The 24,611-nt window shown below is 36.2% G+C and carries 27 protein-coding genes and 1 riboswitch; of the genes, 15 read left to right on the plus strand and 12 right to left on the minus strand.

The window, feature by feature from the left end:
- Positions 1–54 precede the first annotated feature (54 nt).
- Entirely contained in the window at positions 55–726 is a 672-nt protein-coding gene (locus MKX31_RS24090; RefSeq protein ID WP_098111027.1) for a transcriptional regulator YeiL, read from the minus strand.
- A 105-nt stretch (positions 727–831) separates the two neighbouring features.
- On the opposite strand from MKX31_RS24090, the gene MKX31_RS24095 reads away from it, so the two are divergent.
- The gene (locus MKX31_RS24095; protein WP_064476051.1) at positions 832–1,527 is read left to right on the plus strand and encodes a YjjG family noncanonical pyrimidine nucleotidase; all 696 of its coding nucleotides are present in this window, start codon (positions 832–834) and stop codon (positions 1,525–1,527) included.
- 40 nt (positions 1,528–1,567) lie between these two features.
- On the opposite strand, the gene MKX31_RS24100 is transcribed toward MKX31_RS24095, so the two are convergent.
- Positions 1,568–2,800 (minus strand): chloride channel protein, encoded by a 1,233-nt coding sequence (locus tag MKX31_RS24100; RefSeq protein WP_064476052.1) that lies wholly within the window; start codon positions 2,798–2,800, stop codon positions 1,568–1,570.
- 315 nt (positions 2,801–3,115) lie between these two features.
- Positions 3,116–3,220: riboswitch (SAM riboswitch) on the plus strand.
- Between the two features lie 93 nt (positions 3,221–3,313).
- Between MKX31_RS24100 and MKX31_RS24105 the strand changes: the two genes are divergently transcribed.
- The 3 genes from MKX31_RS24105 to MKX31_RS24115 all read left to right on the plus strand — a co-directional run bounded on the left by MKX31_RS24105 (position 3,314) and on the right by MKX31_RS24115 (position 6,938).
- On the plus strand, positions 3,314–4,612 hold the full coding sequence (locus tag MKX31_RS24105) for a bifunctional O-acetylhomoserine aminocarboxypropyltransferase/cysteine synthase (RefSeq protein WP_000504750.1): 1,299 nt from the start codon (positions 3,314–3,316) through the stop codon (positions 4,610–4,612).
- Complete coding sequence (gene metA / locus MKX31_RS24110; protein WP_064476054.1) at positions 4,596–5,501, plus strand: homoserine O-acetyltransferase MetA; 906 nt, start codon at positions 4,596–4,598, stop codon at positions 5,499–5,501. Before MKX31_RS24105 ends, metA begins: the two co-directional genes overlap by 17 nt.
- Before the next feature lie 141 nt (positions 5,502–5,642).
- Positions 5,643–6,938 (plus strand): homoserine dehydrogenase, encoded by a 1,296-nt coding sequence (locus tag MKX31_RS24115; protein WP_098111028.1) that lies wholly within the window; start codon positions 5,643–5,645, stop codon positions 6,936–6,938.
- Between the two features lie 30 nt (positions 6,939–6,968).
- On the opposite strand, the gene MKX31_RS24120 is transcribed toward MKX31_RS24115, so the two are convergent.
- Positions 6,969–7,595 (minus strand): YczE/YyaS/YitT family protein, encoded by a 627-nt coding sequence (locus MKX31_RS24120; RefSeq protein ID WP_064476056.1) that lies wholly within the window; start codon positions 7,593–7,595, stop codon positions 6,969–6,971.
- Positions 7,596–7,692: 97 nt separating this feature from the next.
- Here MKX31_RS24120 and MKX31_RS24125 point away from each other — a divergent pair, with 97 nt between their 5' ends.
- From MKX31_RS24125 to MKX31_RS24145, 5 genes are read left to right on the plus strand one after another with little or no spacing between them, the layout of a single operon-like run.
- Positions 7,693–8,670 (plus strand): LacI family DNA-binding transcriptional regulator, encoded by a 978-nt coding sequence (locus MKX31_RS24125; RefSeq protein ID WP_098111030.1) that lies wholly within the window; start codon positions 7,693–7,695, stop codon positions 8,668–8,670.
- A gap of 10 nt (positions 8,671–8,680) precedes the next feature.
- Positions 8,681–9,562: an SGNH/GDSL hydrolase family protein gene (locus MKX31_RS24130; RefSeq protein ID WP_141525220.1), complete on the plus strand. Its 882-nt coding sequence runs from the start codon at positions 8,681–8,683 to the stop codon at positions 9,560–9,562.
- Positions 9,559–10,476 carry an ABC transporter ATP-binding protein gene (locus tag MKX31_RS24135; protein ID WP_088047717.1) on the plus strand — a complete coding sequence of 306 codons (918 nt, stop codon included), beginning with the start codon at positions 9,559–9,561 and terminating at the stop codon, positions 10,474–10,476. Before MKX31_RS24130 ends, MKX31_RS24135 begins: the two co-directional genes overlap by 4 nt.
- Entirely contained in the window at positions 10,469–11,461 is a 993-nt protein-coding gene (locus tag MKX31_RS24140) for an ABC transporter permease subunit (protein WP_154131287.1), read from the plus strand. Before MKX31_RS24135 ends, MKX31_RS24140 begins: the two co-directional genes overlap by 8 nt.
- Before the next feature lie 19 nt (positions 11,462–11,480).
- Positions 11,481–12,158, plus strand: coding sequence for a uracil-DNA glycosylase (locus MKX31_RS24145; RefSeq protein WP_064476060.1), 678 nt, complete (start codon positions 11,481–11,483; stop codon positions 12,156–12,158).
- Between the two features lie 41 nt (positions 12,159–12,199).
- Here the strand turns inward: MKX31_RS24145 and MKX31_RS24150 are convergent, their stop codons facing one another.
- The 3 genes from MKX31_RS24150 to MKX31_RS24160 form a co-directional block, all read right to left on the minus strand.
- Positions 12,200–12,493, minus strand: a complete 294-nt coding sequence (locus tag MKX31_RS24150; RefSeq protein ID WP_048542756.1) for a DUF3817 domain-containing protein — start codon at positions 12,491–12,493, stop codon at positions 12,200–12,202.
- A 209-nt stretch (positions 12,494–12,702) separates the two neighbouring features.
- Positions 12,703–13,524: a Cof-type HAD-IIB family hydrolase gene (locus MKX31_RS24155; RefSeq protein WP_103655220.1), complete on the minus strand. Its 822-nt coding sequence runs from the start codon at positions 13,522–13,524 to the stop codon at positions 12,703–12,705.
- Positions 13,525–13,760: 236 nt separating this feature from the next.
- Complete coding sequence (locus tag MKX31_RS24160) at positions 13,761–15,044, minus strand: purine/pyrimidine permease (RefSeq protein ID WP_064476062.1); 1,284 nt, start codon at positions 15,042–15,044, stop codon at positions 13,761–13,763.
- Between the two features lie 95 nt (positions 15,045–15,139).
- On the opposite strand from MKX31_RS24160, the gene MKX31_RS24165 reads away from it, so the two are divergent.
- The 3 genes from MKX31_RS24165 to MKX31_RS24175 all read left to right on the plus strand — a co-directional run bounded on the left by MKX31_RS24165 (position 15,140) and on the right by MKX31_RS24175 (position 16,860).
- Positions 15,140–16,132 carry a potassium channel family protein gene (locus MKX31_RS24165; protein ID WP_064476063.1) on the plus strand — a complete coding sequence of 331 codons (993 nt, stop codon included), beginning with the start codon at positions 15,140–15,142 and terminating at the stop codon, positions 16,130–16,132.
- 6 nt (positions 16,133–16,138) lie between these two features.
- Positions 16,139–16,426, plus strand: a complete 288-nt coding sequence (locus MKX31_RS24170; protein WP_001167358.1) for a YwdI family protein — start codon at positions 16,139–16,141, stop codon at positions 16,424–16,426.
- Positions 16,427–16,491: 65 nt separating this feature from the next.
- Entirely contained in the window at positions 16,492–16,860 is a 369-nt protein-coding gene (locus MKX31_RS24175; RefSeq protein ID WP_000688322.1) for a DUF423 domain-containing protein, read from the plus strand.
- 31 nt (positions 16,861–16,891) lie between these two features.
- Here MKX31_RS24175 and gerQ read toward each other — a convergent pair whose 3' ends face one another.
- From gerQ to hemQ, 4 genes are all read right to left on the minus strand, one after another.
- Positions 16,892–17,320, minus strand: a complete 429-nt coding sequence (gerQ, locus tag MKX31_RS24180) for a spore coat protein GerQ (protein WP_064476065.1) — start codon at positions 17,318–17,320, stop codon at positions 16,892–16,894.
- Positions 17,321–17,347: 27 nt separating this feature from the next.
- Positions 17,348–17,770, minus strand: coding sequence for a cell wall hydrolase CwlJ (gene cwlJ / locus MKX31_RS24185; protein ID WP_000538163.1), 423 nt, complete (start codon positions 17,768–17,770; stop codon positions 17,348–17,350).
- Between the two features lie 175 nt (positions 17,771–17,945).
- Positions 17,946–19,217, minus strand: coding sequence for a serine hydrolase (locus tag MKX31_RS24190; protein WP_242289921.1), 1,272 nt, complete (start codon positions 19,215–19,217; stop codon positions 17,946–17,948).
- Positions 19,218–19,574: 357 nt separating this feature from the next.
- Positions 19,575–20,318 (minus strand): hydrogen peroxide-dependent heme synthase, encoded by a 744-nt coding sequence (gene hemQ, locus MKX31_RS24195; protein WP_088047719.1) that lies wholly within the window; start codon positions 20,316–20,318, stop codon positions 19,575–19,577.
- A 279-nt stretch (positions 20,319–20,597) separates the two neighbouring features.
- On the opposite strand from hemQ, the gene pta reads away from it, so the two are divergent.
- Positions 20,598–21,569 (plus strand): phosphate acetyltransferase, encoded by a 972-nt coding sequence (pta, locus tag MKX31_RS24200; RefSeq protein WP_000067226.1) that lies wholly within the window; start codon positions 20,598–20,600, stop codon positions 21,567–21,569.
- Between the two features lie 48 nt (positions 21,570–21,617).
- Here pta and MKX31_RS24205 read toward each other — a convergent pair whose 3' ends face one another.
- Positions 21,618–22,463 carry a lipoate--protein ligase family protein gene (locus MKX31_RS24205; protein WP_088047720.1) on the minus strand — a complete coding sequence of 282 codons (846 nt, stop codon included), beginning with the start codon at positions 22,461–22,463 and terminating at the stop codon, positions 21,618–21,620.
- 174 nt (positions 22,464–22,637) lie between these two features.
- Here MKX31_RS24205 and MKX31_RS24210 point away from each other — a divergent pair, with 174 nt between their 5' ends.
- Positions 22,638–23,228 carry a lipoprotein BA_5634 family protein gene (locus tag MKX31_RS24210; RefSeq protein ID WP_088047721.1) on the plus strand — a complete coding sequence of 197 codons (591 nt, stop codon included), beginning with the start codon at positions 22,638–22,640 and terminating at the stop codon, positions 23,226–23,228.
- A 29-nt stretch (positions 23,229–23,257) separates the two neighbouring features.
- Here the strand turns inward: MKX31_RS24210 and MKX31_RS24215 are convergent, their stop codons facing one another.
- Positions 23,258–23,950, minus strand: a complete 693-nt coding sequence (locus MKX31_RS24215; RefSeq protein ID WP_088047722.1) for an RsfA family transcriptional regulator — start codon at positions 23,948–23,950, stop codon at positions 23,258–23,260.
- Positions 23,951–24,235: 285 nt separating this feature from the next.
- Here MKX31_RS24215 and MKX31_RS24220 point away from each other — a divergent pair, with 285 nt between their 5' ends.
- Positions 24,236–24,460: a DUF1450 domain-containing protein gene (locus MKX31_RS24220; protein WP_002089811.1), complete on the plus strand. Its 225-nt coding sequence runs from the start codon at positions 24,236–24,238 to the stop codon at positions 24,458–24,460.
- The last annotated feature ends 151 nt before the right edge of the window (positions 24,461–24,611 follow it).

Genomic DNA, 24,611 nt, shown 5'->3' on the forward strand with positions numbered 1-24,611 from the left:
AATCGTCACTCGAAAAAAAGTAGCATTAACAGGTAAACGTTAATGCTACTTTTTTTATATTTTAAGTTCGTCAGCCAGTTTTTCTAATTGAATTCGATCTAGTATGTAATAGGTTCTTCCGTCTTTTTTTAAGTAATTTTGCTGGCAAAACTGGTTTAATACATATAAAAGATGGCGGTAGCTGACATTTAGGTATTCCGAAGCTTCGGTATGTTTTTCTGTATAACTGTTATTTTGTCCTGTTAATAGAATAAACGCCGCTAATCGATTTTCGAACGGATAACTATTGTTTTTGGCGTAACTTTCTGTTCGGGTAATTGTTTTTTCACCGATAAATTTGCATAGTTTCTGTAGAAAGGTAGCATCTTGCAATAAAAGATGCTGACAATTTTTAAGGGGGAGCGCCAAGCACATACAATCTTCAAGTACTTCCACCGTTTTCGTAACGGATTCAACGCCGATTAAGCCTAATTCCCCAATGAACGAAGGGGCTTGAATAAAGTTAATTAAGGAGACCCTCCCATTTTTGTGGCTCATATATATTTTTGCTTTTCCGGAAATTAAGTAATAAAGATAAGGAACATCAACGCCTTCATTACATATCCTTTCTTTCTTTTGAAAAGAATGTAGTTCAGCATATGATAAGACATCAAAAGAAAAAAGAGTATGGAAGTTGGAAGTTTGCACGTAATGAGAGATTTCCTTGCTATTTTTGCTAACTTTCATGTTTTCACCTCATGTTTAGTATGAGATATCTCCTATTATGTTTACAAGAAGGAATGATACGATTTACGTAAATTTATTTTGTAGAAAAGAGAGTGTGAAGGGATTATGAAAAAATATAAAACATTGTTATTTGATGTAGATGATACATTGTTAGATTTTCAAAAAGCGGAGAAAATGGCGTTACGTATGCTGTTCGAAGAGAACGAGATCCCTCTAACTAGAGAGGTTGAAGCGCAGTATAAAAAAATTAATAAACACCTTTGGGAGGCTTTTGAAGAAGGGGAAATAAATCGTGATGAAGTCTTAAATACACGATTTTCGATTTTGTTTAAAGAATACGGGGAAGAGGTAGATGGGATATTATTCGAAAATAATTATCGTAGTTACTTAGAAGAAGGAAATCAGCTCATGCAAGGTGCATTTGAATTCATAAGTCAAATTCAAAGTGAGTACGATTTATATATAGTGACAAACGGTATTTCTCAGACGCAAGATAAACGTTTACGTAATGCAGGATTACATGCCTTGTTTCAAGATATTTTCGTTTCTGAAGATACAGGATTCCAAAAGCCGATGAAAGAGTACTTTGATTATGTTTTTGAACGAATTCCTAATTTTGCTCCTGAAGAAGGGCTTATTATTGGAGATTCGTTAAGTGCTGATATGAAAGGCGGATATGTAGCAGGAATTGATACTTGTTGGTTTAATCCAGAAATGAAATCAAATCATAGCGAGATTGTGCCAACATATGAAGTGCAAAATTTTGAAGAGTTATATGCATTATTGAAGCAACGTGTGTAATAAAAATAGGCAGTGGAACTTTTGTCCCTACTGCCTATTTTTATTCGTTTGTAGCTTCGTTGTTTTTAGGAAGTGGAAATGCATTACCAATCGCTGCCGCTCCAAGCATCGGTAATAGTAAATTGAGCGGGAAAAACATGAGTAATAGTAATGTGATAGCAATTGGTTTTCTTAATGCATAGCTTGAAATTGCTGTCGTGACGATGGCTACCGAAGCGATTGGATCTATCGGGATAATGGAAGCTATAGCATATCCGATACTAGATCCAGCAAATATAATTGGGAAAATATGTCCACCGCGCCAACCTGTATTTAAACAAACGGCAGTAATACATAATTTTAAAACACCTGAAAGAAGTAGTACCCAGAAGGATAAATGACTCCATTCAACGACTAAATCTTTTAATTGGTGTTCTCCTGAGAATAACGTGTACGGGAGAACAGTTCCTGTAATTCCTAATAAAATACCACCGATAATTCCAAGTGATAGTTTGTATTCCCTGAAGGGATGGATTAATTTCTCTAATGTGAATTCAAATTTGAAATAAAAGAAACCAACTATAGCACCAATACTAGCAAGTGGTAGAAAGGCAATCCATTCATTAAGAGAAAGGGAACCTTCCCCAAAATCAACGATAAAGGATCCGCGATTATCGAATTTACTAAGTAATAAATAAATGGAAAAGCCAGCGAAAGTAGTAGCTAAATATACAATTGCTTTTTTTCCTTTAGAAAATTCGTTAATTTGCTCACCCTCATTTTCATTTGGAGCTAAATAACCGAATAATGGCGCGTTAAAAATTACACTTAAAGTAGCACCAATTCCAACCTCTGTTAGTTCATTCATTCCTTTTAATGCGAATGTAAAGCGATCCCCTACCCATGTACAAAGTCCACCGATAATTCCAACAAGTGCTGCTTCGGGACCTAAGCTAGCTCCAAATATTAAAACGATAATTGCAGTTAAAGTAGCTTTATGTACAAAACGGTATTCAATTCTACCTGTTTTTTTATATTCACTCATCACTTCCGGCATAAGACGTGGATATGTGCCGAAGTATTTTTGGGTTAAACCAACGAGAATACCACCGATAGTTGTTACACAAATAGTGTAATACGGGGGAGAAGAGAAAATAGTAGGTAAGTATCCCCAAATAAAGTGAATTCCGATATTTATTGTAACTAAAAATAGCCAGACTGTAGCTCCCACTATAGAGCCTAAAAGAATGCCGTATAGGACGAGTATATAGTGCATGTCCTTTGTGTTTGTCATGTTATACCTCCGTTATGTAAGTTTCAATGTCGAAAGGATTAAATATGCTACTGTGAAAGGAATATGTATAGTATCTTTTTGAGAGGTGGGCTTATTCAATATATTGAGGTCTCGTGAGAATTTGAAATGTATACAGTTAAACTACGTACTTAATTTTATATAGTAATCGTGGGTTTTAAAAGGTCTTTTTCAAATGAATATGGAATATATTTCTTTTGTTATGCATGTTGAATTTTTTTGTATTTAATTTAGAACATTCAGAAAAACTGATTGACATTAGGAAATTATTGCTATAAAATCAACGGTAATTGCATAGTCTTATCAAGAAAAGGTGGAGGGACAGGCCCGATGAAACCTTGGCAACAGCCGTATAACGGAATTGTGCCAAATCCTGCAGGTAATAATCCTGAAAGATAAGAAAGAGCCTTTAGAGCGTGTTTTCAAACTGCTCCTTTCTTGTTTTCAGGAAAGGAGCAGTTTTTTTATTTTGTATAAAAGAAAGGAGAATGAGAGATGGGAGAATCATGGGGAAAAGGAACAATTTGTGTGCAAGGTGGCTATACACCAAAGAATGGTGAACCGCGTGTTTTGCCACTTTATCAAAGTACAACGTATAAATACGATACTTCAGATGATTTAGCAGCGCTATTTAATTTAGAGGCAGAAGGATATATATATACGCGTATTGGAAATCCTACTTTAGCTGCATTTGAGCAAAAGTTAGCGGATTTAGAGGGTGGTGTAGGAGCTGTTGCAACGGCTTCTGGGCAGGCTGCTATTATGCTTGCTGTTTTAAATATTTGTAGTAGCGGAGACCACTTGCTTTGTTCTTCCACAGTTTATGGCGGAACGTTTAATTTATTTGGAGTGAGTTTGCGTAAGCTTGGTATTGACGTTACGTTCTTTAATCCGAATTTAAGTGCTGATGAAATTGTGGCCCTTGCTAATGATAAGACGAAACTTGTTTATGCAGAGTCGTTAGGAAATCCAGCGATGAACGTTTTAAATTTCAAAGAATTTTCAGATGCAGCGAAAGAGTTAGAAGTACCTTTTATCGTGGATAATACATTAGCAACTCCTTATTTATGCCAAGCATTTGAGCACGGAGCAAATATTATCGTTCATTCTACGACGAAATATATTGATGGTCATGCAAGCTCTTTAGGCGGCATTGTCATTGACGGAGGGAACTTCGATTGGACAAATGGGAAATATCCTGAACTTGTTGAACCGGATCCAAGTTATCACGGCGTAAGTTACGTTCAAAATTTTGGTGCAGCAGCTTATATTGTGAAGGCGCGTGTTCAATTATTAAGAGACTACGGAAACTGTATGAGCCCATTCAATGCGTATATTAGCAATATCGGCTTAGAAACGCTGCATTTAAGAATGGAGCGTCATAGTGAAAATGCTCTCGCAGTTGCTAAGTGGCTCGCTAACCATGAACGTATTGAATGGGTGAATTATCCTGGATTAGATAGCAATGAAAATTACTCGTTAGCACAAACGTATTTGAAAAAAGGTGCTAGTGGTGTTTTAACATTCGGCATTAAGGGCGGATTAGAAGCAGCGAAAGAATTTATCGCAAATGTAAAACTAGCAACTCTCGTAACGCATGTAGCGGATGCACGAACTTGCGTTATACATCCTGCTAGCACAACGCATAGACAATTAAGTGCTGAAGATCAGCGTCTAGCTGGCGTTACATCAGATTTAATTCGTTTATCGGTTGGTATAGAAGATGTTTCTGATATTATTGCAGATTTAGAAGCAGCGCTAGTCGGAGGCAAAGAACATGCCGATCATAATTGATAAAGATTTACCAGCTCGCAAAGTGTTGCAGAAGGAAAATATTTTTGTAATGACGAAGGAGCGAGCAGAAACACAAGATATCCGGGCATTGAAAATTGCTATCTTAAATTTAATGCCTACAAAGCAAGAAACAGAAGCGCAATTACTTCGTTTAATTGGCAACACACCGTTGCAATTAGATGTTCACTTACTTCATATGGAATCACATTTGTCTCGCAATGTAGCGCAGGACCATTTAACGAGTTTCTATAAAACATTTCGTGATATTGAGAATGAGAAATTTGATGGACTTATTATTACAGGAGCACCAGTTGAAACTCTTTCTTTTGAAGAGGTAGATTATTGGGAAGAGCTTAAACGTATTATGGAGTATTCAAAAAAGAATGTAACATCTACGCTTCATATTTGCTGGGGGGCACAGGCTGGCTTGTATCATCATTATGGTGTTCCAAAGCATCCTCTTAAGGAAAAAATGTTCGGTGTATTTGAACATGAAGTCTGTGAGCAACATGTGAAATTGTTACAAGGGTTTGATGAATTGTTTTTTGCCCCGCATTCTCGTCATACAGAAGTACGAGAGAGTGATATTAGAGAGGTGACAGACTTAACATTATTAGCAAATTCTGAGGAAGCGGGTGTTCACCTTGTCATTGGGCAAGAAGGAAGGCAAGTGTTTGCGCTCGGGCATAGTGAATATAGTTGTGATACGTTAAAGCAAGAATACGAACGGGACCGCCAAAAAGGGTTAAATATTGATGTGCCGAAAAATTATTTTAAGCATAATAATCCAAATGAGAAACCACTTGTAAGGTGGAGAAGCCATGGGAATCTATTATTCTCTAATTGGCTGAATTATTACGTGTATCAAGAAACCCCTTATGTATTATAAAAAAAGATTGTGTAACACGTGGCAACGTTTTCTTTGTAAAGATTAACTTATATTTTTCCGAATGTTCAAAAAACATTGTTTTTCAGATTTTTTACTCATATAATTTCATCTAAACACAATTTTTGAGGGGTGGACAGGATTATGAAAGAAATTCAAATTGGTTTATTAGGTCTTGGGACAGTTGGTAGCGGTGTAGTTCGTATCATTACAGATCATCAAGAGCGACTTATCCACCAAGTAGGTTGTCCTGTAAAAGTAACGAAAGTACTAGTACAAAATATTGAAAAAGAGAGAGAAGTAGAGGTACCTTCTACTCTATTAACACAAGATGCAAATGAAATTTTAGATAATCCAAATATTGACGTTGTCATCGAAGTGATGGGTGGCATTGATGATGCAAAAGCATATATTTTGCAAGCCTTACAAAGTGGGAAGCATGTTGTGACTGCCAATAAAGATTTAATGGCGTTACATGGGGCGGAACTGTTAGCGGTAGCAAAAGATAATAAAGCAGATTTGTTTTATGAAGCGAGTGTAGCCGGAGGGATTCCGATTTTACGAAGTATCGTAGAAGGACTTTCTTCAGATCTTATTACGAAAGTAATGGGAATTGTAAATGGAACGACAAATTTTATTTTGACGAAAATGTCAGATGAAGGGAGAGCATATAACGAAGTGTTAAAAGAAGCCCAACAACTTGGATTTGCAGAAGCAGATCCAACATCAGATGTGGAAGGTTTAGATGCAGCGAGAAAAATGACGATTTTGGCTACCCTTGGTTTTTCTACAAATGTAGAGCTTGGAGATGTAAAGGTAAAAGGGATTACTTCTATTACAGAAGAAGATATTGAATACAGTAAGAGTTTAGGATACACGATTAAATTAATCGGTCTTGCGAAGCGAGATGGTGAAAAATTAGAGGTGACAGTTGAACCGACACTACTTCCAAATACACATCCTCTTGCGGCTGTGCAAAACGAATATAACGCTGTATATGTGTATGGTGAAGCGGTCGGAGAAACGATGTTTTATGGGCCAGGTGCAGGAAGTTTACCGACAGCAACAGCTGTTGTTTCAGATTTAGTAGCTGTAATGCAAAATATTCGATTAGGTGTAAACGGAAATAGTGCGGTATCCCCGCAGTATAAAAAAGTATTAAAAGAGCCAGACGAAATTGTTGTGAAGAAATTTTTAAGACTTCATGTAAAAGATGAAATTGGTGTATTTGCAAAAATTACTTCATTATTCTCTGAGCGTGGCGTTAGCTTTGAAAAGATTATTCAAATGCCGCTTGAAGAGAAAGGGAAGGCTGAAATTGTAATCGTGACGCATCGTGCGTCTCTTGCTGATTATGATTATATTCTACATACGTTGCAAGGGTATGAAGAAATAGATTGTTTGAAAGCAAACTATCGAATTGAAGGGGATGCTAAGTAGTATCCCTTATCATAAAACAGAAAGAGCCTGTTAAGCAGCTTGCTTAACAGGCTCTTTTCTATTTAAAATCTGCGTACCAATTTGAATAAATGCTTGGATAATCCAGCCTGTTGTAAAGGATAAGATGATTGTTCCAAAATAGATAGGTCCATCTAATAAAAAACTTAATGTTAAAAATAAAAACGCTAATGAAATTTCTGTTCTTCTAAATGTCCATTTCTTTTTCTCAGCAACGGTTAAAACGAAAGCTTCTTGAGGTGCTGCGCAAAGGTTTGTAGAGACGTAAAGACCAATCCCAGCTCCAACGAATAGATTTCCGCAAATAAGTGTTATATATTTTGGAAGAGAACGGATAGTGTCCATAATAGTTGTAATGGAACCAATCCAATCAACAAAAAGAGAAATAAGAACCATCGTTACGATTGTACCAATTGTTATTTGTTTTTTATTCCAAAAGAGAACGATAAGGGTAAAAGCAAAATTAATCATGAAAATCCAAAAACCGATACTTACCCCGAAATTTTGATATAGTGCAATAAAGAAGGAATCATAAGGGCTAAGTCCAAAAGAAGTAATTGTCGTCATCATATTAATACCGATGGCGAGAATGAGTAGACCGCCAATGAAAAATATATATTCTAATTTGAATCGAAGCATAGTTGTATATCCTTTCAAAATGTATTTGCTAGGAAAGGATATATTGTGGAAAGCTTACCAGGTCAAGGGAGAATTTTTTCGAGAAGGGGAAAATGAGATGACGAATATAAGGAAGATTGCTGAACTTGCTGGAGTATCTGTTTCAACTGTTTCACGTGTATTGAATAATCATCCATATGTGAATGAACAGAAACGAAAAGAAATTTTAACAATTATAGAAGAATTAAATTATACGCAAAATGTGAATGCAATTCATTTAGTGAAAGGAAAAACGAATGTCATTGGTGTTTTATTACCGCACGTAAATGATCAATATTATAGCGCTATTATCGAGGGAATATCAAAGGAAACAGCAAAGAATAACTATAATATGATGCTTTGTCAGACGAATTATAGTGAGGAAAGAGAATTAGAAATTTTGAATATGTTAAAAATGAAAAAGCTTGATGGGGTTATTATATGTTCCCGAGCAAATAGTAAGGAAAAGCTTGAAGAATATACGAAATTTGGTCCAATTGTTATGTGTGAAGAAATAGACTCGAATTTCATTTCGAGTGTGCATATTGATTACTATAAAGTCTTTTCGCGCGGCATGAAGAGCTTAATAGATGCCGGCCATACAAGTATTGGGTATTGCATTGGAAGAAGTAATAGCATTAATAGTCAGAGAAGAAAACAAGCGTATGAGGATTCGCTTCAACAGATTGCTGTAACACCGATAGAGGCCTGGAAGTTTAAGGGCTGTTTTACAGTGGAAGATGGACGTAATGTAATCAGGGAATGGGTCTGTATGTCAGTGAAACCAACTGCGTTTCTTGTATCTTGCAACCATATTGCAGCGGGAATGGTAACGGAAGCAAAAAAACAAGGAATTCGTATTCCAGAAGATATTACGATTATCGGTTGTGATGATCAAGATGTCGCAGATATTTTAGGCATTACGACGATTTCGTATTCTAGTAAAAATGTTGGCGTGAAGGCATTTGAATTATTATATGAAAAGATTAATGATGAGAAAATAGATGTAAAGCACGTAGAGTTATTGCCAGAACTAGTACATAGGGAAACAACATAATAGATAAGGTGTGAAAATCGCTTTTCAAAATTGCGTTTGGTATAATTATGGACAATCTATGAGGGCTAAAAGGGGTTTTGATATGAGATCAAAAGTAGTAAAAGTAATTCTACTCATTACAATTGCATCTTTCTGTTTATTTGCATATGGCTTTGTTTCAGGTGTAAATGATGTGTTAAATCCGAAAGCTTCAAATTTAATTAAAAAGACCGATGTAGTGGCAAAAGAGAAAAAGAAAACGGGAACGTTACAAATCGTTAGTTTAGGTGATTCATTAACACGTGGTGTTGGTGATAAAGAAGGAATTGGCTATATTGGGCGTATGAAAGAGGATTTACAAAAAGATTATAAGCAAAAGGTTGCATTAACAAACTTAGCTGTTAGTGGTGCAAAAATGCCCGATCTATTAAAACAAATTGAGAGTAGTGGCGCTCAATATTCAATTAAGCAAGCAGATGTAATCGTTTTAACAATTGGAGGAAATGATTTATTTCCAGGTTGGGAATCGCTTGGAAAGATAGATTTAGAAACATACCGTCCTGATACGGCGACGTTCCAAAATGAAGCGAAGAAAATAATAGAAGAAATTCGTAAGTTAAATACAGGTAGCCCTATTTTTTGGCTTGGTTTATACAATCCTTTTGAAGATGTAGAAGATTTAAAAGGTTCTTCAAACATCGTTGTAGACTGGAATGCATCTTTAGAAAAATTAGCGCTAAATGATAAAAATGTGTATATTACACCGACATTTGATTTATTCCAAAATCGTGGGAAAGAATTATTATACTCCGATCATTTTCATCCGAATGAAGTAGGGTATACATATATGGCAGACCGATTAGTTCAAAATGTTGTGAGTAAATTAAAACTAGAACAAGGAGGGGTAAAATGACGACGATACTTTCCGTACGAGACGTGAAGAAGGTAATTGGAAAGAAGACAATTGTAGAGAATATTTCCTTCGATGTAAAACAAGGGGAAGTGTTTGGCTTCCTAGGGCCGAATGGTGCCGGAAAAACAACTACAATTCGAATGTTAGTTGGATTGATTAAAGAAACAGAAGGTACGATTTCTATCGGTGGTTATTCAATTAAGGAAAATTTCAGAGAAGCGATGCGTCAAATAGGGAGTATCGTTGAAAACCCAGAACTGTATACATATTTAACTGGATGGGAAAATTTAAAGCAATTTGCCCGTATGCTAGGTGATATATCAGATGAACGTATTATTGAAATTGCTCAAATGGTTCATTTAGATGAAAGAATTCACGATAAGGTAAAAACGTACTCACTTGGTATGAAACAGCGCCTCGGCATTGCGCAAGCGCTTCTTGGAAATCCAAAATTGCTCATATTAGATGAGCCGACAAATGGTTTAGACCCAGCTGGAATTAGAGAACTTAGGGAATTTATACATAAGCTTGTGAAAGAAGAAAATATGAGTGTGTTTATTTCAAGTCACTTGCTAAGTGAAGTACAAATGATATGCGATCGGGTTGCGATTATTCATAAAGGAAAAATGATAACAGTTGCCAAGATTGAGGATTTAATTAAAACAGCAAGTGATCGTGTAGAATGGATTGTTACACCGATTTCTAAAGCGAAAGATATGCTAGAAGATGCTAAGGAAGTAAGAGAAGTGAGTATAGAAGATAATCGATTACTATGCCGCATGGATATTGCATCTATAAGTAGTTGGAATAAAAACTTTGTAGAAAATGGGATAGATGTGCATAGCGTTAAGGAGCTTGTATTTACGCTAGAAGATTTATTTATTGAACTCACAAGGGGTGAGCAGCATGCGTGAATTTGCGAATCTAGTTTTAAATGAATCGGAGAAAATTTATCGTAAGAAACGTATTTTTGTTGTCATGCTTATTTTAGCAATCTTGATCCCACTTTTTGTGTATGCGCAGTATCGTGAAGTAGAAACGACACAAAAAAGGCTAGGTACAACGGATTGGAAAGTTTCGCTGCAACAACAAATTGTTGATTCTCAAAACCGCTTGAACAATTCTAGACTACCAGAAGAATGGCGTGATTGGCTAAAGGTAAGAGTGGAGCAGCAACAATATTATTTAGATCATGATATTAACCCGATGGCACCGGGCGCACCCACTTTTGTAAGGGCGTTTATTGAGCAAGGAATTACATTGTTTATTCCGCTTCTTGTAATGATTGTAGCTATTGATATTGTTTCAGGAGAACGAAGTGATGGAACGATGAAGATGTTACTTACGCGGCCGATTCGGCGCTGGAAAATACTCCTTAGTAAGTACTTGACGATGTTATTTTTCATTTCACTCATACTGCTCCTTGTCGGTTTGTTTGCTTACGTATTATCAGGGCTTGTATTTGGATACTCAGGATGGAATTTACCCGTTTTAACTGGGTTTGTTATTGATAAGGAAACGTTAAATACGAATTTTGTACATCTTATTCCGCAGTGGCAATATATTTTGATGGCGTATGGATTAGCTTGGTTTGTTGCTATCGTTGTCGGAACTATATCATTTATGGTTTCCGTTTTAATTCGAAATACACCAGCTGGTATGGGCGTTATGTTAGCCGCACTAATTGCAGGTGGTATTTTAAGCTCATTCGCAACATCTTGGGAAGGTGCGAAATATATTTTTAGTGTGAATTTATCATTAACAGATTATCTATCAGGAAAATTACCTGCATTACAAGGGTTATCGATGGGGTTTTCTTTAATGAATTTAACTGTATGGGCCGTTGTGTCCCTTATTATTTCGTTTGTAGTATTTACAAAGCAGGATATGGTGAATTAATTGGACGGGAAGTGAAAGCATGAAAAATGTTTTAAAAAATGATTGGGGGCCATTATTGGCACTGGAATTTGAGAAAGAATACTATCGCAAACTAGCTGATTTTTTGAAAGAAGAGTACAGCACACATGTTGTTTATCCGAAAGTAGAAGATATTTTTAATGCTCTAGAATATACAAGTTATGAAAATGCAAAGGTCGTTATTTTAGGACAAGACCCATATCACGGACCGGATCAAGCGCATGGTTTAAGCTTTTCAGTACAACCTGGTATTAAAACGCCGCCGTCATTGCTAAATATGTATAAAGAACTTCGGGATGAATATGGTTATGAAATCCCGAATAACGGTTATTTAGTAAAGTGGGCAGAGCAAGGAGTTTTATTATTAAATACTGTACTAACAGTTCGACAAGGTGAAGCAAATTCTCATAAAGGGAAAGGATGGGAGCATTTCACAGATCGCGTAATTGAGCTATTAAATGAACGTGAAAAGCCGGTTATTTTCATATTGTGGGGACGCCATGCACAGGCGAAGAAAAAGTTAATTACGAATAAGAAGCACCATATTATCGAATCTGTACATCCAAGTCCACTATCAGCAAGACGTGGTTTCTTTGGTAGTAAACCATATTCTAAAGTAAATACGATTTTAGCTAATATGGGCGAGAGAGAAATTGATTGGGAAATTCCAAATCTATAAATAGAAAAGGTAGTTAACAGTCGTTAACTACCTTTTTGTTATTATTGTTGTTCGTTCTTTAATTTTGCATCTAGTACAAACGTACCGAATGGGATAATTGATGAAACGAATGCTCCAAGTGCCCATAAAATTGATTTACGGTGTACGATTGTTACTTGAATTACCGCAAAGATGAATAGAATAAATAAAACACCATGAGCCATGCCTGTAATTTTAACGGCTGTAGCAAATCCTGCAAAATATTTTAATGGCATTGCTACAAATAATAGTAGTAGGAAAGAAATCCCCTCAACAAGTCCAATTGCTCTTAATCGTCCGATTGGTGTAGATAACATGAAGTAGCCTCCTTTAATGTATGCTTGTATATAGTAAATTTGTATTCTTTTTCAAAATAAAATAGTCTATTTTGTTTCATTATATACAAAAAGAAAGTTTACACTACGAGAATAGTGCAAAGTTCAAAATATAGTCACAAAAGCGTGGTAATTTAAATAAAAACCTATTTGAAGTGTTTGACTTCAAATAGGTTTTGTGAATGAAAATATTAAACAAGTACTTCGTTTTTTAGTACAAATTTCTCTACGACTTTTGCAACGCCATCGTTCATATTTGTATCTGTTACGTAGTTGGCAATTTCCTTAATATCATCTGGTGCATTGCCCATTGCAACGCCAAGACCAGCAAATTCAATCATTGCTTGGTCGTTATAGCTATCGCCCATTGCGATAACTTCTTCACGCTTAATGCCAAGATTTTGGATCAGTTTGTTTAAGCTCGTTCCTTTTGTAACACCGGCTTCAGTAAATTCTAAGAAGAATGGTTTCGAACGCATCACGCTTAATTGACCTTCTAGTTGTTGTTGTAGTTTCTTTTCTACTACAACAAGGCGTTCAGCTTCTTTATTCATTAATACTTTTACTACAGGCTCTTTAACAGCAGCTTTAAAGTCATCTACTACAACAATTGGCATACCAGTAATATCGCCCTCAATTTCAGTATAAGGATTATTTTCTTCCGTTACGATATCATCGCCCATATAAGTATGAATCCATACATCTTCAGTTTTACTAATTTCAAATAGGTTGTGAACGATTTCAGGAGATAGCGTACTACTAAAGATTTCTTCGTTTGTTTTACAGTTAATAATTTTTGCGCCATTAAAAGATAGAATGAAACTGCCGTATTCTTCTAAACGAAGTTCTTTCGCAACATTGCGCATACCAAACGTTGGACGCCCAGAAGCAAGTACAACTTTTACACCTTGCTCTTGTGCAGTCATTAGAGCCTCTTTCGTACGGGGTGAAATAGTATGGTCGTCACGTAATAAAGTATCATCTAAATCTAAAACAATCATTTTATAAGTCATATTGAAAATTCCTCTCTTTGTTGAAATAGAAATAAAGTTTTATGAAGATATTGGGGAATATATAGTAAGACATCGAACTTCTTTATGTGAAGTTAGGAAAAGTCCTATATTGTTAGTATAAATTACCATGAGCGTGTTGCCCACGATAATTTATACCGCTAACGCCTGATTAGCTTGCACTTTATCATTATCGTAACAACTCTAAAGGTAGAGTGCAATAATGGAAGTTTTCCAATTTACGATGGTTGTTTTTCTGTTGAACGAGAAAATAGTATTTCGAGCAAAATTGCCATTACAGATCCAAGAACGAGACCGTTACTTAAAAACGATGCTAAAAATGGTGGGAGCGTAGAAAATGCTTCTGCTGGAACAAACATAACCCCGACTCCTGTAAAGATCGAAAGACCCGCCACTTTAAATAATCGTTCTTTATCTTGTACTGTTTCGTATTCGCGAAAGGCAAGACCAATCATGCTTGCAAATACAGGATAAATGGCAGCATATCCGACTGCGACAGGTATCGCCGCAAAGAATGAAGTAATCTTTGGGAATATACTAACGAAAATAATAAAGCTTGAACCTAAAATAAATGGGAGTCGTTTATAAATATTAGTCGTTGCAATAAATCCTGCTGATCCAGAAATCGCGACAGGTCCAATAGCTGAAAAAAGGCCTCCTAGCAATTGATTGATTCCTGTTATAATGCCGGCTTGTTTAAAACGATCTGGTGCTGCATTCTTTTCATACTTAGAGACAATCCTTTGCACAACGCGAATACTTGCTAACATATTTGTTAGAAGTAATAGTGTAACGAAAACGACTGTAATTGCCATGTTCCATTCAATACGAGGCATTCCGAAAACAAATAGAGACGGAAAACGGATTATATCTGTCACAGGCGTTACTGGATTTGATAATCCGAAGCATGCGAATAATATCCAGCCGCAGACGATACTGAAAAGAACGGAATATTGTCCAATAATAGGTAGCTTCATGATGAAAAAGGATAGTAAAATAACAATGAGTGAAAGAATAAATACGTCAGCTTGTACTTCTGTATGTTGTCCGTCAAGGCCGAACATTCCCTTTAAGAAGGACCCGCTAAGTTGCGCGACAAGAAGAAATAAATATGTTCCAATGACTGTCGGTGTAAAATAGCGAACTAGTTTATCGATGATTCCAAAAATGCTAAGAATAATACAAATGATACCACTTAATAGGAAAGCATACTGAAGGACTTTAAGCGTTTCATTGCTGGATCCAAATAATACGACACCTAAACTTGCATAAAGGGAGAAAATCCCCCACCAAAGTCCAGCAGGACCTTCTTGAATAGGAAGTTTATGCCCAAATATAGCTTGCAGTAGGCCAGCAAAGCCAAGAACAAATAATGTTCTTTGTACAAATGCAATAGCTTCAGCGCCATCGAGACCATAACTAGTTGCGACGCTAATTGGTACGATAAGGCTTCCAGCTAAAATAAATAGCGCCCATTGTAAGGCGGAAAGAAATGTTTTCATTATATCAACCTCTTTCATAGATTCCGTATCTAGTATATATGTATTTCATTTCCGCTGGCAAAGATTGTAGATAGAGAAAAGAGTTGAAACACGATATGAATGCACGTAAGCAATTATGGATAGCAGTTATATGTATGACCTTTGTTGTAATTCTAGGAACGGTAGGATTTATGACGATTGAAGAGATTAGTTTGTTTCAAGCATTTTGGATGACGATGATTACTGTATTAACTGTTGGATACGGAGATGCCGTTCCTGTAACACAGGCAGGAAAAGTTTTTGCGCTTCTTATCATACCGGTCGGGGTCGGTATCGTTACGTATGCAATTGGTGTAGTGGCAGCTATGATTATTGAAGGGAATTTATTTCATGCAGTGCGGAGGAAGAAGATGGATAAACAAATAGCGCAGTTACAAAATCATATTATCGTATGTGGTTGTGGTAGAGTAGGGCTTCAAGTTGTACATGAATTGCAAGAAAAGAAAATTCCATTTGTCGTTGTGGATAAAGATGAAAGCATATTAGAGAAGGAAAAACTTTTGTATATACACGGAGATGCAACGGAAGACCAAGTGTTACATCATGCTGGAATTTCAAAGGCAGCTGGTTTAGTTGCCATCGTAGCAAATGATGCTGAAAATGTATTTATTACATTAACGGCTAGAGGATTAAACGATGCAATTAAAATTGTGGCAAGAGCAGAAAAACCAGAAACTGAAGACAAATTAAAGCGGGCTGGGGCGAATAAGGTGATTAATCCATCTAGCATGGCAGGAATTCATATTGCAAAAGGTATTGCGAATCCGCTAACAGTTCATTATATTGATACAGTACTGTATGGCGTGGAGCAGTCATTTGTAATTGAAGAGATTGCAGTAGGAAAGGGCTCTATTTTAGCTAGTAAATCATTACTCGAGAGTGATGTGAGAAATCAATTTGATGTAACAATTTTAGCGATTTTGAGAAATGGGAATGTTATACATAATCCAACGGGGCAGGAAAAACTACAAGAACATGATATGATAATAGTGTTTGGTTCAGTAGAGAAGCTAGGACAATTTGAGAAAGAACTACAAAGTAAGAGGTGACAAGGAATGCAAATATCGAGCGATAAGATTTTAAATAAAATGGCGAATGAAATTGCAAAGGCAAAAAGCAGTGAAGGGCAACAATCAAAAGCGCATTTATTAGTTGTGCGAGCGTTATGTGATTTATTATTAGATGAACAAGCTGAGCCTTCTATGTATAGAGAACCTGAGATTCCATCACAAGTAATTGGATCTCAGCCTATGACGACAGTTCAACCAGTTATGCCGGTTTCTGGAGAACCTGTTTATATAAAAGAAGAAGGCGCAAACGGTAATTCTTTATTTGATTTTTAGAAGATAAATCGTTTGGCTTATATGAAAAAATTGCTTATGATAAAGGTAAAAAAAGGGGAATTAAGATGAAAATTTTCTTTTTACTAGGTTGTATTGCGGCAGGGCTATCTGTTGCGCTAGGGGCTTTTGGAGCACACGGTTTAGAAAATAAAGTTTCTGCAAAAATGTTAGAAGTTTGGAAAACAGGCGTTACATATCAAATGTTTCATGCAGGTGGACTATTCGTAGTTGCTTTATTAATGGATAAAATTCAATCATCACTTTTAACTACTGCTGGCTGGCTTATGGTAGCTGGGATTATTATGTTTTCAGGTAGTTTGTATGCATTAAGTACGACAGGTATTAAGTTCTTTGGCCCAATTACACCTCTTGGTGGTGTAGCGTTTATCGTGGCATGGATCTTAGTCGGAACTGCAGTTGTAAAAGGGTTATAAAAAACAAAAGCTGGCATATGCCAGCTTTTTTTTATGGTCTTGGAGCATAAGTTGCTTGTTGACTAGGTAAATACGTAATTTCTTCTGGGAATTCTACATAATCTAAGTAAATCATTAATAGTAAATAGCGTTTCCCAGATTGGGGCTCACTAATTACGATATGGTCACGGCCAGCTGCCTCAATAATACCTGTATAAGATTGTGTACCGAGTGAACTACCACGCTCATAAGTCATTACAACGGTGGCTTGCTTGCCTTTGTTCAAGCGAAGAATATTTTCAATATACGACTGTTCTAATGGTAACATGCCTTGAGAAACGGCATATTGAGCTTGCGCAGCTTGTTGTTGCATCGCTTGCTGTTGTTGCTGTTGTTGTTGGGTCATTTGTTGCGGTTGTACATAAGTTCCAGATGGTTGATAGAAACCTGTTCCGTAATACGGGTTTTGTTGCTGTGCCATCCAAAAATCCCTCCTCATTATCAATCCTTAATATACGCCAGGACAATCCTCGCCAGATGGCTGGAAGAAGCAGTGCTTTTTGAAGCGACCAGAGTTTTGTTGATTATACCAAGTTGGTGGACAAGGGCCTTCCGGTCTAAAAAACCATAAGGAAAAGTTGGCGGGCCAAAAACGTTGTCCTTGAATCGTTCGCCTTGCTAATGCGATATCTTGTTCTCTTGCACGCTGATAAAAATACCCTTTTTGCGTTGCTTCAAAACCGCCAGGATTTTGATAAACCATTTGACGTAAATTACGTATTTTTTTAAAATCTAAACAATTTCCGCGGACACGATTTACTCCTACGTTTCCGACCATTAACATTCCTTGTTGTCCTTCTCCTTCGGCTTCAGCACGCATCAGTCTAGCTAATAACTTTACATCTTCTTCGTTATAAGCAATAACACCCATTATGTGTCACCTCTCTTTTTGGAATACCTTGTGGAAAGAGGTTTATTTCTAGATGAAGTGTGTAACGATTACTAGTTCATACGTATGAGAAAAAGGACTCAGATATGACAACCAAACGAAGTTTTACATGGAGAGAGGAAAATAAAAAAAGCTAGCGTGAGCTAGCTTTCCATCATTAAAATACTTTAGACCATAAGTTTGAGAAGAAATCTCCGATAGAGCGCATTGTTAATACGAACCAATTTGCCTTTTCAACTTCTTCTGTCGTTTTTGCAGTAACTTTCATGTTTTTATTTCCATCTAAAAATCCATATTTATCAGTTGGTTCTAGAACGATGGAACCTACCTTTGCATCCTTTTTAACAGGAGCGACTAAATGTCCATCTTCAGCAAGGGATTTATCTACTTCAGTCCCAATTTTATAAGGATCTTTGCTACCTTTTTTCGCAATTACTGTTATTTCTTTTTCAGGTGCAATAGTTACTTGATCTTCTTTACCTTTTACTACAGAGATTGTGTTGTTTTTATCTACTTTTAATTTTTGTTTTTCAAAGTTATTAAATCCATATTCAATTAATGCACGAGATTCAGTGAAACGCTCGTCCATTGATTTTGTTTTAATAATTACTGAAATAAGGCGTAAGTCACCACGTTTTGCTGTAATGGTGAATCCGTATCCAGCCGTATCAGAACTACCAGTTTTTAAACCATCTGTTCCTTCATAAGAAAAAGCAGCACCTGGTAACATCCAGTTCCAGTTTTCCATACGAATTGGTTTCGGATGATTATCTGGGAAGTTTCTAAATCTTTGTTTTGTATCCTCTAGCATTTCTGGATACTTTGTAATCATTGCTTTTGAAAGCATACCCATATCGCGAGCTGACATGGAATTTTCTCCATTCGGATCCGTTCCCTCAGGGTGTTTTCCCTTTAAGTCAGCGTTATTTAACCCAGTAGCGTTTACAAATTTATATTTCTTTAACCCTAGTTTTTTTGCATGTTCATTTGCAAGATTTAAGAAGTTTTTCTCACTTCCTGCAAGAAGTTCTGCTAAGGCAATACTAGATCCGTTTGCAGAGAAGATAACGATAGAATGATATAACTCTCTTACAGTATATTGACGTCCCTTTTCAAACGGAACGTTAGAGAATTCATTATTACGTGAAACTTCATAAGCGTAATCAGAAATGTTTACCTTTGTATCCCAAGTGATTTTTCCTTCTTTAATTGCTTCTAATACAGCATAAACAACAATTAGTTTTGACATACTAGCGATAGCTAGTAATTCATCTGGATTTTGTTCATGCAGTATTTTTCCTGTATCTGCATCAAATAGAAGTGCAGCAGCTGCCTCAATGTGTATTTTTTCTTCCGCATGGGATGTTGTTACTCCTAAGGAATAAATTGACAATAAAAGCACTAGTAAAATAGACAAGATTTTCTTCATATAGATTATCACCTTCGCATCGTTATTAGCATGTAGCTCGTACCATTTTAGCATAAATTTGGATATAGAAAGGTTACAATTTTGTAAGGAATTTGAAAGGAATTTGTCGATTTTTGTTCAAATTTGCGGAGAAAAGAAGTTTTTTGAAGAGAAATATAGAGGGTAATAAAAAAAGGAACGAATTTCGTTCCTTTTTCACGATTTGCCCCGTTATTTGCCGGGCAGTAAGATCCCCACCTCAAAATTAAGCGAAAGCAAAGAAGTTAGGTGGGCGATCAACTGCTCGTAAAAGCCCGATTGGTGAGGGATGATAATGAGTGGGGATGAACAAAACCCCCCACTCATTAAAGTTTCACTTTATATGTGTAAAAATTTCTCTACCTTTTCGTCTGGTAAAATGTTTCCAACGAAAAATGTTCCGAATTCACCATAACGAGCACTTACTTCATCGAAGCGCATTTCATATATAAGTTTTTTAAATTGAAGAACATCGTCAGCGAATAATGTTACGCCCCACTCAAAATCGTCGAATCCAACTGATCCTGAAATAACTTGGCGTACTTTACCTGCGTACTGGCGACCGATTTTACTATGACTGTACATCATTTTTTTGCGTTCTTCCATAGGAAGCATGTACCAGTTGTCATCACCTTGGCGACGCTTGTCCATTGGGTAGAAGCAAATGTGATTTGCTTTTGGTAGTTCTGGATATAAGCGAGCTAAGATTTGTGGGTTTTGATATGGATCTTCATCAGCTGGAAGGTAGTTGCTTAGTTCAACAACAGATACGTAAGAGTATGCAGGAACCATATATTCAGCTAATGTTGTTTTATTCAATTCTGTCTCAATTTCATTCAACTCTTCCATTGTTGGACGTAAAATCATAAGCATAATATCAGCTTTTTGGCCAACAACTGTATACATTGCATGACTACCTTTTTTCCCGGTAGCTACTTCATTCCATTTTTCAACGACATTTAAAAATTCAGACACAGCTTGTCCGCGTTCGTCGCTAGATAATGTTTTCCATGCAGCCCAATCAATAGAACGTAAATCATGTAAACAATACCAGCCATCTAACGTTGTTGTTGCTTCACTCATTCTATTCACCTCAGTTAATGATAGTTTTACACGTTAACTATAGCATATATAGTTTTAAAATCATCTATATAAAGCCTTAGCGCATAAAATTGTCACATTTAAATTTACTTGAAAATAGGAGAAGATAAGGCTTAAAGGGGATTTATTTCTAGGCTGAATTTTATGAAAATATAATCATTTTCATTTTATCTATTTTTTGGGAGCTATAAGTTTAAAATATAGAGGAAAAGCAGTATTCTTAAAGATAGAGTTTTTTAACATATATAGGAGGGTTTATTCGTGAGCAACTTATTTACAACAGTAAAAGAAAAAGTTCAAGGAAAAGGCATTTCTATCGTACTTCCTGAAGGAACTGATGAAAGAATTTTAGGCGCTGCAGAGCGTTTAGCAAAAGAAGAGTTAGTACAACCAATTTTAGTTGGTAATAAAGAAGAAATTAGCGCAAAAGCTGCTAGCATGAATTTAACATTAGCAGGCGTTGATATTTATGACCCAGCTACATACGAAGAAATGGATGCAATGGTAGCATCTTTCGTTGAACGCCGTAAAGGTAAAGCAACTGAAGAAGACGCTCGTAAAATCCTTAAAGACGAAAACTACTTCGGTACAATGCTTGTATACATGGGTAAAGCACACGGCTTAGTAAGTGGTGCAGCTCACTCTACAGCTGATACAGTTCGTCCAGCACTTCAAATTATCAAAACAAAACCAGGCGTTACAAAAACTTCTGGCGTATTCATCATGGTACGTGAAGAAGAGAAATATGTATTCGCTGATTGCGCAATTAACATTGCACCAAACAGCCAAGATTTAGCTGAAATTGGTATCGAGAGTGCGAAAACTGCTGAACTATTCGGTATTGATCCACGCGTTGCTATGTTAAGCTTCTCTACAAAAGGTTCTGCGAAATCTCCAGAAACAGAAAAAGTTGTAGAAGCAACTCGCATTGCGAAAGAAATGGCTCCTGAATTAACTTTAGATGGAGAATTCCAATTCGATGCTGCATTCGTACCGTCTGTAGCTGAGAAAAAAGCTCCAGGTTCTACAATTAAAGGTGATGCTAACGTATTCGTATTCCCAAGCTTAGAAGCTGGTAATATTGGCTACAAAATCGCTCAACGTTTAGGTAACTTCGAAGCAGTAGGACCAATCTTACAAGGTTTAAATATGCCTGTAAATGATCTATCTCGCGGATGTAACGAAGAAGAAGTGTACAAGTTAGCTTTAATTACAGCAGCTCAAGCACTTTAATTCTATAATGAATTGAAATAAAGACCGTCGCTATTATAGCGACGGTCTTTATTTTTCTAAGCCAAGTGCTTTATTGTTACGATCAATAATACGTTGTAAATTCGTCTCATATAAAGGTATTTCATCTATTGTTAATTGAGATGGTGTTAACTTTGGAGCGAATTGCTGCAATGTTTTTAAAAGGCGCATCATTAAATCTTGTACTGTAATGGTTTCGCCAAGTAATTCTGAAAGTGAAGCCATCGTACTCGGTACAATTTCAGGATACGTAAAGCGTGTTTCTTCTCCTTGAATGGCTAGGTTGTAGAAATCACGAACGAGTGCGGCACGCTCAGAGCCACTTCCTGTAGCGCAGAGATAAATTTGGACAGCGACACCACCGCGAATACGTCGCTGTGAAATGCCAGCAAATTTTTGATTGCGAATACTTAAGTCATAGCTACCAGGACAGTAAGAACCAACAATTTCTTTTGCCTCGATTGTAACATCGTAATCGTTTAACATTTCCTTAATTAAATGCCACATTGTATCGTATCCAAGATCAATATCGATACCTTTTTCGGTCTCTTGGAATAAAAGTGATACGTTTAAAACACCTTCATCAAGTACGACTGCAAGTCCACCGGAATTACGAACGATAACATTGAAGTTGTTTTCTTGTAAAAAGGAAATACCTTCTTCCAAGTGTGGTAGGCGTGAATCTTGAATGCCAAGAACAATTGTATTGTGATGAACCCAAGAACGCATTGTTGCAGCTGATTGACCATTTCCAATGCTTATGCACAGTGTGTCATCCATTGCGAATGACTGCAATGCATGGAATGTTGGTCCCAAACTAGACTGATCTACAATACGCCACTCTGGCTGAGATAAAATGGAACGGGAATTGCTCATATAACTAACCCCTTATCTTTAAAATGACAATCTCTATTATAGCAAAAAATGTAGAAAGTAGTTTTAGGAAGAAATCTTACTAAATTGTAATATTGTTGTAAGGAAAGTGAATTGGTTAAACGAGCTGCAATAGTTAAACTAAGAGATGCAATTATGCTTTTAGGAGGAATACAAATGAAAAAAGTTAAATTAGGAATCGTAGCAATTATGTCCGCTGCTGTATTTAGCGGTTGTTCTATTATGGATATAATCGCACCACAAGCAACAGGAGTTGTTATGTACGGAGATGAAGCAGGCGTTCAAAAAACAATGGATCAATATAAAGATAAAATTGAATCCCAAAATACATTTGAAGCAAAATTAGGAACTGTTAATGAGAAAAAGGTTTTAATTATGAATAAAACAACAGCTGAAAAGATGGTAAAAGAAAACATGCTGAAAAAAGTAGTGAAAGAAGATGTAGAACCTATTAAAGTATTGCCGTCTGTTTCAGGTGAAGTGGGAATAGTGTTTGCTAAAGATACACAAAATGATGTAGTAATTGATGGAAAGAAAATGAAGTATGAGGGTAATATAGTAATCGGTGATGCTCGTAAATATGCGGATATGTATGCAGTTGTTAGTGATGCCGAATATACAAAGATAAATGAACCGGTAAAAACGATTGGATTAGCAGCTTTTAAAGAGAATCCAAAGGAAAAGATTTTCCCAGATATAAAGAAAGGTTCTAACGTAGAAGAAGTGCATATGGTGGAAGTGAAATAATAAAAAAGGATGCATTGCATGCATCCTTTTTATTCTGCAATCTTTTCTAAATTACCATTTCGATCCATTCGGAAAGATGTTTGTGAGCGTTCCTCATCATCCATTACTGCTAATTTACGAGCACGGTTCATAATATTCATAAGTGTTTCGTAATCCTCTTGTACAGTATGAGATTGTTGTTCTAATTTTTCTAGTTTCTTTTCTAGTTCTTCATTTCGCAAGATTTGCGCTTTAATTTCTTGCTTCAATCTCGTATTCTCGTTTTCAAGAGCTGTTATTTTTATATTTGAAGATCCGACTGTTTGTAAAAAATAAATAACATCTTGCATGGTCATAGAGCTTTTTGCAGCAGGAACAGTAGATTCTTGATATGGAATAACTTCTTTATATTGTACAATTGATTCTTCTTGTACGAATTCTTCGTAATCAGTTATCGAATCTGAAGCTGGTGGTGTATAAAGTAAACGTTTTTTCGCTTGTTCACCGCTTGCAGCGCGCATTTTATCTTTACGATGTTTTTTTGCTAGTTGAAGAGCTTGTTCATAACTATAGCGAACAACAGCATTCCAACGGAAACCACAGGCAGCCGATGTACGATTTAATTGATCACCCACTTCTTCAAATGCATTTAATTGAGTACTTCCTTCTCGAACGTGACGAAGTACAGTTTCAGCAAGTAATAAATCATCCTCATCCGTCCAAGCATCTTGTCTTACTTTCATAGATTCAACTCCCTTTCTTTTTATGAACTTCCTATTTTTATAATGGGCAAAAAAATGAGCTTTTATACAAAGCTTTTAAAAATATGGTAGATTTCGATGAAAGGTATAAATTTTGCCAAGAATGACGTAAGCTTCTGTAGGAGAACATATAAATATGTAGCATTAATATGAAGAAAGAGCTTTATAGGGAAACTTGCAACGAGCTTCAAAGAGCGGTAAAATACCATTTAGTGTTTATTTTTAAATGTACTTGAGAAAAGTTTAAAATAGAGGAAGTGTTATATAATGGGGAACGAATTTCGTGTGTGTGATGATTGTCAGGCAACGAACGTTAAAACGTTGATTCCAAAGTTAAAAAAAGTAGATTCATGTGCAACGATTGAAGTTGCGTGTCAGTCTTACTGTGGCCCTGGCCGTAAAAAATCATTCGCATTTGTAAATAATCGTCCAGTCGCGGCTCCAACAGAAGATGAATTAATTATAAAAATTGAAGCAAAGTTAAATAAGTAAGAAAAAGAAGAGTGAATAGATTACTCTTCTTTTTTATGCCCATAAGAGGAATGAGTTATTCTACGAAAATACAATTGAGTAGATTAACATTCAATGAAGGAGGGGCATCATCTGTTCATTCAAATTTCAATTTATATAAATTTGTATTTCA

This window comes from Bacillus sp. FSL M8-0063, assembly GCF_038005545.1.
Classification (GTDB): Bacteria; Bacillota; Bacilli; order Bacillales; family Bacillaceae_G; genus Bacillus_A; species Bacillus_A wiedmannii.